This is a genomic window from Clostridioides sp. ES-S-0108-01 (genome assembly GCF_020662285.1).
GTDB lineage: Bacteria > Bacillota > Clostridia > Peptostreptococcales > Peptostreptococcaceae > Clostridioides.
Map to the genome: position 1 here is coordinate 122,399 of NZ_JADGMN010000003.1, position 18,032 is coordinate 140,430.

Below are 18,032 nucleotides of genomic sequence, written 5' to 3' on the forward strand. Positions count from 1 at the left end.
GCTTTTTTGCTATATTTTACTTGTATTTTTTCTAATAGCGGGAGAGGACAAGATACGTGTTAATATCCATTAGCTGATATATCTAAAATACTACCTTTCGGTAAATTACTAATATCATTTTGTATTTCATTAAGTTGTTTTTGTAGTAATTTAACATAATCATTAGAATTTATATCATTACTATTTTCTTCTAATTCACGATATCTGTCCATAATAGAACGTTCTAACTCAGCTATAGCTTTTCCATTTTCTTTAAAATTTTTCATATACCCTTCATTAGATTGAAGAATATGCTTAAATTCATGAGAACTATAGTCTTTTACGGTTGAGGTTTCAATAAGAGATTCATTATTATTGATATCTAAATCCAAAGTTTCTTTTTTATTATAATCCTCATAATTAGAGTTTTTCATTGTTGAGGTTTCAATAGAAGATTCATTATTACTAATAGAACTATAATCCTCATAGTTAAAATTATCGGAGTCTTGCTTATATTTATCAGCAAGTTCTCCATTTTGTTTTTTAAGATTTTCTATTTCACGATGTAGTGATTCTAATAGTGGATCATCTCCATTTTTTAAGTTTCTAATTTTCTCTAAAAGTTCATCTCTTTGATCAAATAAATTATTAACTATATCTGTAGCTTTATTTACAGGAGTGCTATTTTTTACCTGCAAAACAGATGTTTTAATAGAATTAATATTCGAATCTGATTTCTTCTTTGCCCCTATATTTATATTGTTATGAAAATACATATTTTTTTGTAAACTTATGCTATTCATAATTATTTCACCTCCTTCTTAAAATATATCGGCTATTAATTTAAAAAGTTTATCTCTGGGAATGGTTCTATTTCTCTGTCATAATAGAAATTTAATACACTTAAAAAGTCTATTGCTTTATTAGAATCTAAATCTAATATTAAGATATGCTCTCCATATTCATTAAAATCTTCAGTGTCTAATGCTCGAGGAGTCTTCTTACCAGTTATATCGTTAAAATATGAATAGTGACATGAAGGATATGAATGAAATTCAGATTCAAAGTAAGTAAATATTGTCCCTTTCTCTAGGTAAACCATTATAGCATTATCAGAACTAACATATTGTGATTTATAACTTATAGGAGCTGAGACTGATTTTATTTTGGCTGACGATATTTTATGATTTCTTGCTATGTAATTTCCATCCCATTTAAAATAGTAATTTCTTTCCCAATCTAAGTTAGAATTAGAATTATTAGGATTAAATAAAAGTTTACCTTGTGAATAAACATCTCCGTTACTGTATCCAAGAACTACATATTGTAAAGAATCTGATTGGTGCATTATACTAGTTGCATTTTCAGGGTTTTCAGCATTCATTCTAATAGTATAGTTATCTCCTACAGAATCTTGAGAAAATATACGTATCGCATAATCACCTGCAGGCAAACCACTTAAATTGAATTGCTGATTAGATGATACATATACGTTAGTTCCAGACCACGTACCAGTATTCCAGTCAACTATTCCAAGTTGAGCTATATAATTATCATTAATAGAATTCATTTTCATTAACATTGTTCTTGCTGAGTCTACATTAAAAAAATACATATCTTCTTTGTCTGAACTAATTAAAGAGTCAGTATGATTTAAAACCGAACCTTCTATCTGATAATTAGCTTTATTTTTTTTATATCAATTACTTCGCTATTATTAATTGATATATTTTTCTTAAAATCTGATAAAGATGAATTCAGATTACTAAAATCAAATTTGTTAGTCTTATCATTGATTAAAGATTCAATTTTAGATGATGTTTTTTAAATCATATTTTGCATTCTCATTTGCAAATGCAGAAGTCGGACCTATTATAGTTGCTAAACAAAGAGTTGTTGCTATAAATTTTTTTAATTTCGTATTTCAATATTCCCCTTTCTATATTTAATATAAGTATACATTTTCTTTGAGCTTTTCTCAACGTTATTTTATTGTATTTTACAAAAATATTTAAAATATCTGTAGGATTAAAAAGAGGGAGAACGACATACATGCGTAAAACGGACATAAGTTTTATGAATCAGTTAAGATAACTATATTTATTTCTCAAAAAACATAAACTTTGACAGTTAGAATATAGTTAATAACTTACAAATAAAAAAAGTCATCAACTGCAAATTGAGAACTTTTTCGTATATTAACTTCGGCTCTTTAACTCGATTGCAAAACGAATTGAAGTAGCCACAGGTAACTAACCGACCTAGAAGTTAAGGAATAATCCAATCGAAATATAACTGCAAATTATCTTATGAAAGTTGACCTCAACCGAAGTAATAAATTAAATTGCCATTTTGTTATTTCTAAAAGTATTGAAAATGCTATATTTCTTTAAAATATTCCCTAAATTTACGTTTAGGGATTAGTTAAACATATTTCAGCATTTTCAATACTTATAAAAATAAAATAGTACTAACTTAATAAGTTTAAGTTAGTAATATTTTTAATTTTTTATTATAATTTAGAGAAATAATTTAATATATTCGACCCTTAACTCTTATTTCTATTTTTTACTTTATTTTATTTAACCTAGTAAGTTTTAATAACTATAGTATCTATAATGCTAGTCCATAAGGTTCTTTTTTCTTGGTCACTTAAATCAAAGTATATTTCTTCGAAGTTAATTTATAAAAAACTTCTGATATTTTTTAAATTTATTATAGATTTTTTTCTTCACTATTATTATTTTCTAATTTAATTAACTGTGTATTAAGTTTTTGATACTTAAGCTTGTAATTTTCTTTATCTATTAAGTCGTCAAAATATAAATCTTGAAGTTTATTTATTTGTTTTTTTATCTTATTTTTAAGTTGATTATTTTTATTGTTATTAGATTCATATCCAAAAGCAATTTCTTCTAATTATCTCCTTACATTTTTCAATAAAAAATCTTCAAGTTTTTTTCTGATAATCTCCTTGTATTGTTACATTTTTTAGTAGTTTGAAATACATGACATCTATAATATTTATAGATTTTTTATCAGAGCTTAAACAATATGTACCGCTCATTTTAAAACCACATTTACATATCACATTTACGTTTTTCTAACGTTTCCATTATTTTATAGTAATTTTTGACACCAAGACTTAATCTGTCAATTTTAGTTATCATAACTAAATCTATTTTGTTGTTTTTCACATCTTCAATCATGCGTTGTAAATTAGGTATTTTTGAGTTTGTTGCAGAATAACCTTCATCTATGTATTTATCTAGTATAATAAAATTATTATATTTTGCGTATTGTTCTAAAGCTTCTGTCTGTGTTCTAATACTATCTCCATGCAATACTTGTTCTTCTTATTACTAACACGTATATAAAGAGCCACACGTTTTATTTTATCCATTGAAAACCCCCTCACAACGTATGCCTTGTGCCTAGTGTAAATTCATTAAGCACAATTAAATAGAATTAATTAATATTAAGTTTATTTTTCAAAGCTTCTTGCAATAACTGAGAAAAATTTATATTATTTTTTTCAGCTTCTTTATTTAGCCACGAAGGTATAGTTAAAGTTTTTTTAATTGACTTACTATCATATTCTTTTATTGTTTCTTTTAAACTAATTTTTACCAATATAGCAGTTTGATTTTCTTTAGTACTAATATTATTTAGTTGTGTAGGCTCTGGAATCTCTAAACCATCTGAATATAAGTCAAACAATTCTAACTTTAAAGCATCTTCTGCCATAAGAAAAGCTTCTTCTAAATTCTCACCACAAGTTATTATATTTGAAAAATCATAAAAATTAACTTCATAGTCACCTTTATCATGTTTTGCTATAACTGCTGGAAATATATATTCATTTTTATACATATTTTCACCGCCTTTATAAAATTAGTTACAAATATTAATTTTCTTCACAATAATCATGAGATTTTGCAAAACTTATAACATCCAATACTTTTTGTTCTATATTATAATATCTAGCTACGTTAAGTACCTCATTATAATGTTCTTTTTCATTCTCATTATAGAAAATGTAATAGTCTAGAGCTTCCTGAATAAAACTATACTCGCTATCATATCTTATCATATCACAAATTGTTCTTGCAGGATTTGTTATCCAAACACCTTTTCTAACTTCTTCTACATAAGATAAGTCTAAATTTTTAACAGGGGACACCGTAAAATAATCTGTATCAATTTCTTTATCTATAAAAGCAGATTGAGCTATTATATGAGTATCTGGAAAATTAGTTATTCCTAATAAGCTTCCTGCATATTCTCCGCATAGTAAAACATTATCAAAAGAGTTTCTTATTACTCCTGTAAAATCCACCTATCATCCCTCCAAACATAATTTTTATTTGATTTTGATGTTATAAATGTGTGTATTGGAATTATAAAGTTGCTTACTCTTTTATAAACAATTGTAAAATCAGGTTTAGATTCAATACCTCTTAACCTATTATACCCATATTCTAAAGTATTAAAGTTCTCTAATTGGAACATGGACATTTTTTCTGATATATTTTTATATTTATCTATGTACAATCTTACTAAATCATTGCTATTATATCCTTTTAAATAACTTAATGAGTATACATCAAACAAATCTTTCAACCTTATATTAATTTGTTTACTTTCACAAGCATGTATTTTATCAACTAATATTAGTTCTGGTGTATATCCATTAATTGTAACTAACCCACCCAATGAATATTTCTCTGAGTCTAAAGTAGACCACTTAAAGTTTATATCTATACTAAATCTAGTAATTAATTCCGCAGCTCTATAAACACCTACAGTCACACTTTCATTTTTAGTAGTTTCATTTATTGTTATTTCTTTTATAACTTTATACATTACTTTAAATCTACTGTACTTAGAGCAAGCTATTATATCTTTTTTGAAATTAAGCCATTTATTATAATCAGTTCCATGTATATTTATATCTTTTGTTAATCTTCTATTACCATAATTATATTTTTTAAATGCACATAATAATGTTATTCCGCCTTTAAAAATTATATCATTAAAACTATTGCTATGACTCATACAATAGATAAAGTCCTCTATATAATCTAGTGTGCTGTTATTATCATGAAAATTGTTACTATTACTCCACTTATTATTAATCAACAGTATCATTCCCTCCTCTCTTTAACTATATTTATATTATAATAAAAATATTAATACGTTTAAATACGTTTTAACAAGTAACTTTTTGAGAAAATCTTTTTCTTATTTCTTTTATTATAAACTCTAAAGTCTTATTTTCAATGGGTTTAAGAGTTTTGTTTGTTCTTAGATTTTCTATTTCTACGATATTTTTTCTTATGTCAATAAATGTAATTTTCATATTATAATCTTCTCCAAAAACTTTGATTAAATTTTTTTGGCTATCCCAATTATAATCATTATTACTTAGAAATAAGAATACATTTTCAAATGAAGGAAAATATTTTCTGTTTTTTAATGCCCAATCCAAAGGGTAGTCTTTGCAATTTGCTTCAAAATCAAAATCAATAGAATTAAGTAAAGTGTCATTATTGGATTCTTTGATAAAGGTATCGGAGTTTTGTAACTTTTTGAATATTTTTAAACATGTTTTTGCATCCTCTAAGGAATTATGATGATTAAATTCTATATTATATTTTTTTGCAAGAGTAGATAGTTTATAGTTTTCTAAATCAGGTAATAAATCCTTTGCTAACTTTAAAGTATCATAAGACATTTTATTAAATTTTTCAGCGAATTTAGGCATTTCCATATTATATCTTTCACATTCCTGTCTTATACAAGCTAATTCCATGCTTCTTAGATTGTGTGCTATTACTAATGTAGATGGAGTTATATATTCTTCAACAATACTCCAAGCTTCATCCCATTTAGGAGAGTTAGAAACATCTTCTGGAGTAATACCGTGTATTTTAATATTGGTCTTTGAAAAGTCTGAATTAGGGTTAACTAAGATTTCTTTTTCTATCAAAATCTCATTATCTTCTTCAACTACAAAGCCGATACTACAAACAGAGCATCTTTTTGAATTTGCAGTTTCAAAATCTATAGATAAGATTCTAGTATGGTTTTTGCTATCTATTTCAGCGATAGAAAGGTTTTCTTCCAAAAAAATATAGTTTTCCGTTTTATGTTCTAAACTATATTCGCTCATACTATATTCTAAATTGAAAAAATTATTATTATTGTAAAATTTAATTCTGTCATAAATATTTACAAAATGTTTTGTCATTACTTCATTTTTAGTTAAATTTGTATTCATGGCTTTATTAAAACCTTTTGTTATTGCAGTATGTAATACGTTTTTTGGAATATTCATTTTAGCATTAGAAAGCGTTAGAATTACTCCTTTTCTTGCTCCAGTAGATAAATGTACAATTAACATATTATTTTACCTCGACTTTATTATATATTTTGTTTACAAATAGTAACATATATATTTTACTTTTTTCATACTATACATGTCAAATGTAAACAAAGTATTATAGAAAAAGACGAATGATATATAAAAAACTAATTGAAATTTTTCTTATACTTCAAGTAATTTTTTATAAACTTATGGAACTGTTTTTTTTATTGAGTTTTCTAAGTTATCCATATAATATGGAAATTTAATTTTTTCTAGATAGTAATTTTGTATTAAAGCAATATTTTTATTAACTCCACATATATACATAATTTCATAAGGGTTTGCAATATCATAATATAATAGTATTATATCTGGGCATAACAAATACTGTGTAAAAACTTCTGCTTCTAATTCAAGCAATTTATTTCTAGAGTTTAATTTTACAATACTTGTTTTTTTAGTATGACCTAGTGCTATATGAGCTATTTCATGTGTAAGTGTCCAACGTACCGAATGAAAAAGCGAAACCTTGGCAGTCGTATTTTTCTATTATGAAATTAATATCTTTTTTTATTATTTTCGAAAATTCTATATATGTATAAACCTTGAAGTCACTACAATTATTGATGATTTCAAGAGGACAAATATAGTACTAATATATTATTACCATCAAGTGCGGGAAAATTTACATTACAAAAGATTATAATTGTCATGATAACTAATTATAAAGGAAGTGTACTTGTAAATGGTAAAATATCTGCATTAGACACACCACATAATCTTATTATGTCAAAAGGAGCTATTGAAGTCAGATATACTTATTTTGATAATGGAGAAAAAACTTCTGAGTGTTTTTTGAATAATACTAGTAATGATAAAAATTTGAATATGCTTATTGAGAAAAATAAACTTTTATCATTACATAGTAGTGAACCAACATTAAATGATATTTTTATTGAGATAACAGGGAGACATTTACAATGAGAATGAAAAATCTTATCTTAGGAGATATAAAGTTTCAATTTAAATATGGTTTTTATTTTTTATATCTTGTTTTAAGTATTACATATATTTGTATTATCAATCTGTTTTCAACTTTTATGAGAGAAAAAATAGCTTTTATTACACCTTTCATGTTCTTTTTGGCCTCTACAATGGTCATATTAGGAGAAATTGATGACAGTATTTCAAGATATTTAATAGTAAGCCCACTTGGCAAAACTGGTTGTTTTTTCACGACTTGGAATACCAGCTATTTTAGCATTTATTATTACAATAATTCTACTGATATTTTTTTCTCTAACTAAAATTCCTTTCTTGTTAAACTTATCAATTTCTTTATTAGTTTTGTTACAAGGAATTATTGTATCAATATTAGTGATTTCTTTATCATCAAATAAACTAGAAGGAATGGTGATTACGAAATTATCAGGTGTTTTTATGATGGGTATTTTAGCACCATTTTTTATTTTAAATAAAGCGCAATATATTCTGTTTTTTTACCAACTTTTTGGCTATCAAAGGCAATTAAGGAAAATAATTATATATATGTTTATTTCAATTGTTATAATCATTAATATGGATTTTACTATTATTTAAAAAGTTTAGTGAAAAAATAGTTAAATGAGATAATTTATTGAATAAATGTAAGGTTAACTTGACAGTAATGTTGAAAAATGTTACATTTAAAATGTAAGGTTAACATTACATGAATGGAGTATATATGAAAAATAAAATAAAGATATTAAGAGAAACATTAGGATTGACACAAGAACAACTAGGAAGGTTAGTTGGGACATCTAGACAGGCTATAAATGCTATAGAAACTGGTAAAAATGAACCTTCAATATGGTTGGCATATGATATTTCAAGAGTTTTTAATGAACCAATTGAAAGCGTATTCTTATTTGAAGAAAGTGAAAGAAAATCAAGAGCACAGATAAGTAGGGGGGAATATTATGGCTCTAAGAGAGATTAGAAGATTTGATGATGAAATTTTAAGAAAAAAGAGTAAGCATGTAGAAAACGTAGATAATAAGATAAGAGAGATATTAAATGACATGGCAGAGACTATGTATAATACTCCAAATGGAGGCGGATTAGCTGCATGCCAAGTAGGAGTATTAAAGCGATTAGTTGTTATAGATTTAGGAGACGGTCTTATTAAGCTTGTTAATCCGGAAATTATTAAAGAAGAAGGAGAACAAATTGTTGTTGAAGGATGTTTAAGTTTTCCTGAAACATGGGGAAAATTAAAAAGACCAAAAAAAGTTACAGTACAAGCTTTAAATGAGTATGGTGAGAAAATAGAGATTAAAGGCTCAGGTCTTATGGCAAAATGCCTTTGTCATGAGATAGACCATTTAAATGGTATAGTTTTTACAGATAAAATTATTGAACATGTAAAATTGTAAGGTAGATTGGGTATTGAATTTAAAATATTTTATAGTTAGGAGTTAAATTATGAGATTATGGCATAAGGATTTAATTGATGTATTACCTAAAAATCAATTAGTAAGTCAGTGGAGAGAACTACTTGCTATAAAAGGTTCTATAGATAAAAAAGGTACTCCAAACCATCTATTAGTAAATAAAGTGTTGAATTATAGTATAGATGAATTTAAATTTTATACAAAAACTATACATGATGAAATGTTAAAAAGAAATTATAAGCCTAATGAACTTAAATATACAAGTATATTAAAATGGAAAAATAGCAGTTTTTCAAATGACATATCTAATGGGAATAGTTTAAATTTAGAAAATTTATATAATGGTTGGCATAATAGAACATATTTAAAACAGTGCTTATATAATTTAGAAGAAAAAGCAACATGTGGAGGAATACCCATGAATGAATGGAATATATTACTTTGTAAATATGGTAAGGAGTATGAATTGTGGTCTGGAAATATTTTGCTTTAATTACTGTAGATTAACATCGTGATATTATTATATATAAAGAGGTGATTATTTGTATAAGAAAGTAAAATATATTCCAATAGATTGTGAAATAGCTTGTAATAAATTAAAAAGGAGTATGCCATATAAATGGGATTTAAATATTTATCGTGGATGTGAGCATGGATGTAAATACTGCTATGCTATTTATTCTCATAAGTACATCAATTCCAATAATTATTTTGAAGAGATTTATGTAAAAACAAATATAGTAGAAAAACTTGAGAGACAACTTAAAAGTAGTAAATGGAAGAGAGAAGTAATCAATATAGGAGGAGTTACAGATAGTTATCAACCAATAGAATCTGATTATAAAATTATGCCAGAAATATTAAATCTACTGATAAAGTATAAGACACCAGCTATTATTTCTACAAAATCAGATTTAATCTTAAGAGATTATGATTTAATTGATAAGCTATCTAGGATTACATATGTCAATGTAGCATCTACAATTACAACAGTAAATGAAGATATACAAAGGCTTATTGAGCCAAATGGTGTGGATTCAATGAGACGATTTAAAATGTTAAAAGAATTTAGAAAAACTAACGCATCAGTTGGGCTACATATTATGCCAATTATACCATATATTACAGATGATTTTGATAATATAAATTTACTATTTAGACATGCAAAAGAATGTAATGTACATTATGTTTTGCCTGGGACTTTATATTTAAGAGGTATAACTAGAGGTGTTTTTTTTGACTTTGTTAAAAAAGAGTTCCCTGAATTATTTGACAGGCTATCAATACTATATAGTGCAGGTTCACCTAATAGGGAGTATAAAAATCAATTATATAAAATGGTTAATGAGCTTAGACATAAATATTCTCTATCAAGTAGTTACTCTAAGGTAATGAAGGAAAAGTTAAAAAACTCAGGAGAATTACAAATGTCTTTTTTTGATTAGTTTTAGATAAAAAAATTTTCACTATAAGGTGAAGCATATTCTGATGATAGTATGACTATGGGATTAGTTTTACAAAAATAATAAATACTTTTAAAGGAATAAATAAAAACTTGAAACCTATAATAATAAAATAACATAAGAAAAGCTTACATATTGAAAAATACAAACTTTTATGTTTGTTTTAATACATTACAAATTTGATTATATAAAAATCAATGTTTGAATAGTTATTTCTATGTGAAATTTATCTAGAGTATATTTTTCTAAACAATCAATGTTATTAAAATTAATATGTAGTTAAAAATGTGTAGCTAAAAAGGATGTGATATTAATGTTAGAGGCTCAAGGAAAATGTAATAAAGCAAAGATATCTACAGATAATGTAGATAGCACAACAATAAGTCAGATAATAGAATTACGTAATCAAGAATTTACAACAAAGTCTAAGATAAGAATAATGCCAGATTGTCATGCAGGTGCTGGATACGTAATAGGTACTGTCATGACAATACAAGATAAAATTGTTCCAAATCTTGTTGGAGTCGATATAGGATGTGGTGTTTTATGTGCAAACTTAGGCAAAATTGATTTAGATTAAAAAAAATAGATGATTTTATAAGAGAAAAAATACCTCATGGATTTAATATAAATAAACACAGTAAGGCAAATTATAAAAAAGAAATAGAATCATTGTACTGCATAAAAGGTATAGTAAAAGCAACTGAAGAATATAATCGAGCAATTTGAAGTCTTGTAGGAGGGAATCATTTCATTGAATTAGATGAAGATGATGAAAAAAATAAATATTTAATAATACACTCAGGTAGTAGAAATCTTGGAAATAGAGTGGCTAAATACTATCAGAAGAAAGCTTATGACTATTATATTAGAACTAACAATGAATTTGAAGAAGATAGTAAAAAATTCATAGAAAAGTATAAAAAGGAAAATAGAGAAGATGAGATTCAAGATGCATTGATAAAGCTTAAAGAAGAACATAACTTTATTCCTAAAATAGCAAAAGATTTATGTTATTTAGAAGGCAAACTAATGGAAGACTATCTTCATGATATGAATATTATACAAAAATATGCTGAATTAAATAGAGATATAATGGCTAAGAGGATAATTGAAGATTGTATAGGTCTTAAATTTAATGATTTAGAACATTTTCAAACTATACATAATTATATAGAAATTGAAAATCGGATATTAAGAAAAGGAGCTATAGCAGCATATGAAGGTAGAAAGTTATTAATTCCTATAAATATGAGAGATGGTGTTATATTGGGAGTAGGTAAAGGCACTTTAGATTGGATTAACTCTGCACCTCATGATGCTGGACGTATACTTTCAAGAGGGGAAGCTAAAAGAAGTATAAATATGAAAGATTATAAAGATTCTATGAAAAATATATTTACAACAAGTGTAAATATTAATACGATTGATGAAGCACCTCAAGCATACAAACCAATTGATGAGATTATTGAAAATATAAGAGATACAGTTGACATAATTAAAATATTGAAACCTATTTATAATTTAAAATCAAATTAATAATAATTAATATTAAAATTAAAATAATATTAAAATATCAATGTTATCAAGGGTACAACATAAGAAGTACTATAAAAATAGTACTTCTTACTTATAGATATTAGACAATAAGAAGCTTTTTATTATATTAGGCATATAGGTAAATTTTAAACATTTTTTTAGGGAACTTGACAATTGAGAAACAAGGGTATAATATGTGATGAATTTACTAAATTTGTAATTAGGATATATGATGGAATTGCCATTAATAGTCTTACTTTAAAAAAATATATGTTTAAGGAAATATAGTTTACTAATATTATTAGAGTCTATTTTAAAATAGTAAAGAAAAGAATTAGACAAGCAACCGGTGAATTGAATTGATTAGGTAAGTTGTTGAATTAAGTATAATTAAAAAATATAATATTATAATCTATAAAGATAAAAACATAGTCTGGTTGGTAGCCCAGACTCAGCAAGAGCTGTTAGTAACCTGCCTCCTTGGTTGTCCGTTCTTTAGAAAGTAATTAAATAGGAGGAACTAGCAATGGAAAAAATCAGTGGAAAATTGACAGTCTTATTTGAAAATCCATTTTGGATAGGCGTATTTGAAAGACAAGATGGTAAAAAATATGAAGCATGTAGTGTAGTTTTTGGGGCAGAACCTAAAGAGGTAGAAGTATATGAATTTATACTTGAAAGATTTTTCTCATTAAATTTTAGTAGTGTTAAGTTGGAAAAAATGTGACCAAAGACAACACTGGATACAAAAGAATGCAGAGAAAAGTAAAAGAAAGACTATTTAATTTGAAACAAGAAAAGAGAAAATCTAAACATAAAGGTCATTAATTATAATTATGTATCTTTTTAATAATTGATAGAAAAAAGGTGTATAAAATTAAAAATTTTATACACCTCAATTTATTGAAGAAATAAATTTTTATATTTCAATTACTTTAAAATATAAAAATATACTAATAATAATTGTAGAAATATTATAAATGGTATACCAAATGTAAATTTAATATGTTTAGTTTTATGTCTGAAAGAATACATTCCAATTATAGAACCTAAACTGCCTCCAATTACTGCTACAGATATAAGGGTGGCTTCTTTTACTCTCCATTTATTTTTAATTGCTCTTTTTTTATCTATGTACATTGAAAAGAAAGCAATAAAATTAATCACTATAAAATATATTAAAATAAAGTTTTTCACAATCTTGCCTCCATACAAATATATTATACATTATAAAGCAAGATATTTATTTTTAAAAGTTAAATTTGTAAGTAGTACATATAAAATATTTTATAAGATTTAGTATAATATAAATTGGAAAATTTAAAAAAATTAAACAATTACTAAATAGGGGGTATATTTATAAGACACAAAGTGATAAAATTTATTTAGAAAATAATGTAAAATAACAGGAGGATAAGACAAAATGAAATTTATAGTAGAAAAAGAAGTCTTTGATAAATTAGAAAATGTATGCTTTGGTGTAGTAGTAGCAAAAGGAATAGATAACACTAAAGAAATCGAAAGAATAAGCAATCTTTTAGATATAAGTATAGATAGAGTAGAAGATTACTTCAAAGATAAAAAAGTAAAGGAATCAGAAGAAATTATACCATATAGAGAGGCATTTAGAAGTTTAGGTATGAATCCTAATAAATTTATGAGTTCAATAGAAGCAATGGCAACAAGGGTTGCTAAAAATAAGAAACTTCCTCATATAAATCCTATCGTGGATTTAGGAAACTCTATTTCTTTAAAATATTTACTTCCAATGGGTGCTCATGATATGGATTTTAGAAATGATGATGTATATGTTAGATTTTCTAAAAAAGGGGATAAATTTGTGCCATTTGGAGAAACTGATGTTGAGTTAATGGAAGAAGGAGAATTAATTTATTCAGTTGGAGATATGGTAAAAACTAGAAGATGGATATGGAGACAAGGAGAGGAAGGAAAGATTACTAATAGCTCAAAAAATATATTTTTCCCTATAGATGGTTTTACTGATGCTAACTTAGATAAGGTAATGAGTGCAAGAGAAGAACTAGCAAAACTGTTAAAGGAAATCTTTAACTGCGAAATTAAATTAGGTTTTGTAGATAAAGATAACCCAGAAATGGAAATATAATAAGGCATGTTGAATATTTGTTAAGATATTATATTTACTTAATGGTATTAAAAAAAGAAAGGTCGTAGCAAATTTGAAAAAAACTATAATAAAGAATGTAAATCCAATGATTGAAAATAAGTTTATAGGACTTTTTGAAATTGAGTATAAAAACAAATTAGATGAAGATAAAGTCTGGATGGTAGCATCAAGAAAAAATAGTGAGCAATTAAAAAGTATTTACTTGAAGAATGAAGAAGATAGTGTAGATGCAGTTGTGATAGTTGGACTTCATAAAAGTAGTAAAAAATTGATTTTAATAAGACAATTTAGAGTACCTATTAATGATTATATATATGAATTACCAGCAGGTCTTGTTGATGAAGGAGAATCTATAGATATTTCTGTTGAAAGAGAACTTAGAGAAGAAACAGGACTTACTCTTTTAGAAATTAAAAAAAATAAAAGTAGCGATAAGGTATATTTATCTCCTGGAATGAGTGATGAATCTGTTGCTTTTGTTTACTGTATATGTGATGGTGATATAACAGATGAATTTTTAGAACCAGATGAAGAGATTGAAGCTATCTTGGTTTCACAAGAAGAAGCAAAAGAGATTTTACAGAGTAATCATAAGATAGATATAAAAACATTTTTAATTTTACAGATGTTTGTGAACTTAGGAATTAAATTATTTGAATAGATATATATAAAAGAGATTATATAGAGGAGTAAAATGATAAGGTTTATTTTACTTGTATAAATTATAATCTCTTTTTTTATACAGTAAAGTATAATTTTCTGTATTTTTAAATAAGTGACCTTACTCTTAGTTTTTGCACCTCAAAGATTTTCCACTAAAATAAATCAATCAAACTATTATTGGTAAAATAGGAGAAGAGCTTGTCACAATACATGCCCATAAATCCAAAGTTAAGTATAAATGCTAATAGCCAATGCAATTTTTTTATAATTTATAAAATATATTTTTAAGTTTTCAATTAGTAACAGTTCTAGGAGTCAATTAACAACAAGGTAATAAAAATTTATATATTGATATATAAATAATAATTATAGTAAATTTTAAAAATCTATGTATTTTTTGAACTAAATAATAATTTATTTTATTTTTATTATTTTAAATTAGAGGAGATTCTTGAAGGTATCATATTTTTAAGAATAGGTCTAGTTTAAAAATTCAAAAAAAGATGGCAAAATATGTCCCAAGGGACATTGAGCAAAATAAATGACTTCAGCTTCTTTATACTAAAAAGTGTACACTAAATAGGGGTTTAAATAGATAAAAATGATATACTATTTATCTTTTGATAATAAAAAAACATAGAATTCAAGTATTTAATCAAGAAAAAGTATTGAACAAATGATTTATTTAGTGTACAATAATCATGTAAAAACATAGTAATGGAGGGAGACATTTCATAATGAAAATTAAGGTAGGAATGAACGGATTTGGAAGAATAGGAAGAGCTGTATTAAGAATAGCTCAAGAAGAATTAGGAGATAATATAGAAATTGTAGCCATAAATGCAAGAGCAACAACAGAATCTTTGGCACATTTATTTACATATGATTCATGCTATGGAACTTTTAGAGGTGAAGTAGAAGCAAAAGATGAAGACACACTAGTAGTAAACTCTAAAGAAATAAAAATATTAAGATATAATGACCCAGAAGAATTACCATGGAAGGAACTTGGAGTTGATATAGTAATAGAATCGACAGGATTATTTACACAAAGAGAAAAGGCAGAAAAACATATTAAAGCAGGAGCAAAAAAAGTAATTATAACGGCTCCAGGAAAAAACGAAGATATAACTATAGTTATCGGAGTTAATGAGGAAAAATATGATAATGAAAAGCACAATATAATTTCAAATGCATCTTGTACTACAAATTGTCTAGCTCCTTTTGCTAAAGTATTGGACGAAAAATTTGGTATAGTAAAGGGACTAATGACTACAGTACATTCATATACTAACGATCAAAGAATATTAGATAAGAGCCATAAAGACTTAAGAAGAGCAAGAGCGGCGGCTGAATCTATAATACCTACCACTACAGGAGCAGCAAAAGCTGTGTCAAGAGTATTACCACAATTAGAAGGAAAATTAAATGGTTTTTCGCTTAGAGTGCCAACACCAACAGTTTCACTTGTTGATTTAGTGTGTGAACTTAAAGAAAACGTTACATCCGAGCAAGTGAACTCTGTGTTAAAAGATGCTGCTGAAGGAGAATTAAAAGGCGTTTTGGGATATTGTGACAAGCCACTTGTTTCTATAGACTATAAAGGAGATTCAAGGTCATCTATTATAGATGCTCTATCCACAATGGTTATAGAAGACAATATGGTTAAAGTAGTTTCATGGTATGATAATGAATGGGGATATTCTTCAAGAACTGTTGATTTAGTAAAATATATAGCTGGGAAATTAAAATAATGCATAACTCTTAAAAAAGTTTTGAAAAAAATTCTATAAAACTAAAAAAAGATTATGAAAAATATTGAAGGAAAAATTTTTTCATAATCTTTTTTCTTTTATGTGAAAGATAAAAGTTACAACTTATATTTGTATATTAGGTCGTTAGAGGGGTTTGTATGGATTTAGTAAGGAATCATACTTTTCATAAAATGAAAGATAAGATGTCGAAAACTTGCATAAATCTGAAAAATTTTTATTATTAAAATACTGATTTTTATTTTAAATATGATAAAAAAATGACAAATAAAGTTGCAAATAGTAATATTTATAAGTATAATTAAAAAAGAGAAAAGGTTTTGTTAAACTTTATAACAAAAGAAAAAGAAGGGATGATTCAAAATGGAGAAGTTAACAGACAGGAGACAGGTTAAGGCAGTAAGCATGGAAACCTTCATTTTCCTAATATTACTAGTAGTTGGCTTTGGATATGTTGGTAGTATTATGGGTGCAGGAATGATGTTCAAAGTAATAATGAGTACAGCACATGCTTTACTATTAGAGACAGTTTTCTTAATTATGGCTATGGCAGTTCTTGCAGGCGCATTAAGTGCACTACTTTCAGAGTTTGGAGTAATAGCATTAATTAATAAAATTTTCGCTGTATTTATGAAGCCTTTATATGGACTACCTGGTGCTAGTATAGCAGGAGCTATAACAACTTATTTATCAGATAATCCAGCTATTATACCTTTTGCTAAAGATAAAACATTCACACAGTATTTTAAAAAATACCAAGTTCCAGCATTATGTAATTTAGGAACAGCTTTTGGTATGGGACTTATCTTAACAACATTTATGATTTCTCAAGGAACAGAATATGTACTTCCAGCATTAATTGGTAATTTAGGTGCAGTTATAGGTAGTGTCGTAAGTGTTAGAATAATGTTGACATTTACTAAAAAGTTTTATAAATACAATCCAGAGGAAGATAAAAAAACAGGAATATTAGAGAAAAAGGATGAGTTTAGAGAAATCAGAGAAGGAAATGTATTCCAGAGAGCTTTAGATGCAATTCTTGAAGGTGGTAAAATGGGAGTAGACATGGGAATGGCTATAATCCCTGGAGTCCTAGTAGTATGCACATTGGTGATGTTATTAACTTTTGGACCATCTACAGACCCTGTTACAGGTCAAGATGTTTATACAGGAGTCGCATATGAAGGAATAAAATTACTTCCAGTAATTGGAGATAAACTTGGATTTATATTAGAACCATTATTCGGGTTTACATCACCAGAGGCAATAGCATTCCCTATAACTTCATTAGGAGCTGTTGGTGCAGCAATGTCTCTAGTTCCAGAGTTTATAAAGTCAGGAGCTGTAACTCCTAATGATATAGCAGTATTTACAGCCATGGGGATGTGTTGGAGTGGATATTTAAGTACACACATTGGTATGATGGATGCATTAAATGCTAGTCAATTGTCAGGTAAAGCTATTCTTTCTCATACAATAGGTGGTTTATGTGCAGGAGCAGCAGCTCACTTTATATTTATGCTCGTAGGATAAATGTAATAAGTATAACTAACTAAAATAAAAAATAACATAAAAAAAATGGTTGTTGATGTACAATAAGAAGTTGTACACCAACAACCATTTTTTTCTGATTAAAGATAATTTATAATACATAAACATTAAGTGGAT

20 protein-coding genes and 2 pseudogenes are annotated in these 18,032 nt (G+C 26.2%); 12 read left to right on the plus strand and 10 right to left on the minus strand.

Annotated features, from left to right (window positions below):
• Window positions 1-59: 59 nt before the first annotated feature.
• The 8 genes from IR152_RS04410 to IR152_RS04445 all read right to left on the minus strand — a co-directional run bounded on the left by IR152_RS04410 (window position 60) and on the right by IR152_RS04445 (window position 6,769).
• Entirely contained in the window at window positions 60-782 is a 723-nt protein-coding gene (locus tag IR152_RS04410) for a hypothetical protein (RefSeq protein ID WP_227450594.1), read from the minus strand.
• A 35-nt stretch (window positions 783-817) separates the two neighbouring features.
• Window positions 818-1,549 (minus strand): hypothetical protein, encoded by a 732-nt coding sequence (locus tag IR152_RS04415; RefSeq protein ID WP_227450595.1) that lies wholly within the window; start codon window positions 1,547-1,549, stop codon window positions 818-820.
• A 1,510-nt stretch (window positions 1,550-3,059) separates the two neighbouring features.
• Window positions 3,060-3,323 (minus strand): recombinase family protein, encoded by a 264-nt coding sequence (locus IR152_RS04420; RefSeq protein ID WP_227450596.1) that lies wholly within the window; start codon window positions 3,321-3,323, stop codon window positions 3,060-3,062.
• Between the two features lie 124 nt (window positions 3,324-3,447).
• Entirely contained in the window at window positions 3,448-3,852 is a 405-nt protein-coding gene (locus IR152_RS04425) for a type II toxin-antitoxin system HicB family antitoxin (protein ID WP_227450597.1), read from the minus strand.
• Window positions 3,853-3,886: 34 nt separating this feature from the next.
• A complete protein-coding gene (locus IR152_RS04430) occupies window positions 3,887-4,318 on the minus strand; it encodes a hypothetical protein (protein ID WP_227450598.1) in 432 nt (143 codons plus the stop codon).
• Window positions 4,300-5,121, minus strand: a complete 822-nt coding sequence (locus IR152_RS04435; RefSeq protein ID WP_227450599.1) for a nucleotidyl transferase AbiEii/AbiGii toxin family protein — start codon at window positions 5,119-5,121, stop codon at window positions 4,300-4,302. Before IR152_RS04435 ends, IR152_RS04430 begins: the two co-directional genes overlap by 19 nt.
• A 70-nt stretch (window positions 5,122-5,191) precedes the next feature.
• Window positions 5,192-6,385, minus strand: a complete 1,194-nt coding sequence (locus IR152_RS04440; RefSeq protein ID WP_227450600.1) for an exonuclease domain-containing protein — start codon at window positions 6,383-6,385, stop codon at window positions 5,192-5,194.
• Window positions 6,386-6,556: 171 nt separating this feature from the next.
• Window positions 6,557-6,769, minus strand: a complete 213-nt coding sequence (locus IR152_RS04445) for a hypothetical protein (protein ID WP_413927466.1) — start codon at window positions 6,767-6,769, stop codon at window positions 6,557-6,559.
• 318 nt (window positions 6,770-7,087) lie between these two features.
• Here IR152_RS04445 and IR152_RS04450 point away from each other — a divergent pair.
• Window positions 7,088-7,333, plus strand: a pseudogene (locus tag IR152_RS04450) (ABC transporter ATP-binding protein); the annotation flags it as partial.
• 52 nt (window positions 7,334-7,385) lie between these two features.
• Here the strand turns inward: IR152_RS04450 and IR152_RS04455 are convergent.
• Window positions 7,386-7,586 carry a hypothetical protein gene (locus IR152_RS04455; RefSeq protein ID WP_227450601.1) on the minus strand — a complete coding sequence of 67 codons (201 nt, stop codon included), beginning with the start codon at window positions 7,584-7,586 and terminating at the stop codon, window positions 7,386-7,388.
• Window positions 7,587-8,072: 486 nt separating this feature from the next.
• Here IR152_RS04455 and IR152_RS04460 point away from each other — a divergent pair, with 486 nt between their 5' ends.
• The 7 genes and pseudogenes from IR152_RS04460 (at window position 8,073) to IR152_RS04490 (ending at window position 12,611) form a co-directional block, all read left to right on the plus strand.
• Window positions 8,073-8,327, plus strand: a complete 255-nt coding sequence (locus IR152_RS04460) for a helix-turn-helix transcriptional regulator (protein ID WP_227450602.1) — start codon at window positions 8,073-8,075, stop codon at window positions 8,325-8,327.
• Window positions 8,308-8,763 carry a peptide deformylase gene (gene def, locus IR152_RS04465; protein WP_227450603.1) on the plus strand — a complete coding sequence of 152 codons (456 nt, stop codon included), beginning with the start codon at window positions 8,308-8,310 and terminating at the stop codon, window positions 8,761-8,763. The genes IR152_RS04460 and def overlap by 20 nt, the downstream gene beginning before the upstream one ends.
• A 49-nt stretch (window positions 8,764-8,812) precedes the next feature.
• Complete coding sequence (locus IR152_RS04470; RefSeq protein WP_227450604.1) at window positions 8,813-9,274, plus strand: pyrimidine dimer DNA glycosylase/endonuclease V; 462 nt, start codon at window positions 8,813-8,815, stop codon at window positions 9,272-9,274.
• 49 nt (window positions 9,275-9,323) lie between these two features.
• Complete coding sequence (locus IR152_RS04475) at window positions 9,324-10,226, plus strand: SPL family radical SAM protein (RefSeq protein ID WP_227450606.1); 903 nt, start codon at window positions 9,324-9,326, stop codon at window positions 10,224-10,226.
• 331 nt (window positions 10,227-10,557) lie between these two features.
• Window positions 10,558-10,824, plus strand: a complete 267-nt coding sequence (locus tag IR152_RS04480; RefSeq protein ID WP_227450607.1) for an RtcB family protein — start codon at window positions 10,558-10,560, stop codon at window positions 10,822-10,824.
• Window positions 10,825-11,036: 212 nt separating this feature from the next.
• Window positions 11,037-11,783 (plus strand): RtcB family protein, encoded by a 747-nt coding sequence (locus tag IR152_RS04485; protein WP_413927469.1) that lies wholly within the window; start codon window positions 11,037-11,039, stop codon window positions 11,781-11,783.
• A gap of 526 nt (window positions 11,784-12,309) precedes the next feature.
• Window positions 12,310-12,611: pseudogene (locus tag IR152_RS04490) on the plus strand (YjdF family protein).
• 102 nt (window positions 12,612-12,713) lie between these two features.
• On the opposite strand, the gene IR152_RS04495 reads toward IR152_RS04490, so the two are convergent.
• Window positions 12,714-12,980 carry a DUF1294 domain-containing protein gene (locus tag IR152_RS04495; RefSeq protein WP_227450609.1) on the minus strand — a complete coding sequence of 89 codons (267 nt, stop codon included), beginning with the start codon at window positions 12,978-12,980 and terminating at the stop codon, window positions 12,714-12,716.
• A 226-nt stretch (window positions 12,981-13,206) separates the two neighbouring features.
• Here IR152_RS04495 and IR152_RS04500 point away from each other — a divergent pair, with 226 nt between their 5' ends.
• The 4 genes from IR152_RS04500 (at window position 13,207) to IR152_RS04515 (ending at window position 17,897) form a co-directional block, all read left to right on the plus strand.
• The gene (locus IR152_RS04500; protein WP_227450610.1) at window positions 13,207-13,908 is read left to right on the plus strand and encodes a B3/4 domain-containing protein; all 702 of its coding nucleotides are present in this window, start codon (window positions 13,207-13,209) and stop codon (window positions 13,906-13,908) included.
• A gap of 73 nt (window positions 13,909-13,981) precedes the next feature.
• Window positions 13,982-14,590, plus strand: coding sequence for an NUDIX hydrolase (locus IR152_RS04505; protein ID WP_227450611.1), 609 nt, complete (start codon window positions 13,982-13,984; stop codon window positions 14,588-14,590).
• Window positions 14,591-15,329: 739 nt separating this feature from the next.
• Window positions 15,330-16,346 carry a type I glyceraldehyde-3-phosphate dehydrogenase gene (gene gap, locus IR152_RS04510; protein ID WP_227450612.1) on the plus strand — a complete coding sequence of 339 codons (1,017 nt, stop codon included), beginning with the start codon at window positions 15,330-15,332 and terminating at the stop codon, window positions 16,344-16,346.
• 381 nt (window positions 16,347-16,727) lie between these two features.
• Window positions 16,728-17,897, plus strand: coding sequence for a hypothetical protein (locus tag IR152_RS04515; protein WP_227450613.1), 1,170 nt, complete (start codon window positions 16,728-16,730; stop codon window positions 17,895-17,897).
• The last annotated feature ends 135 nt before the right edge of the window (window positions 17,898-18,032 follow it).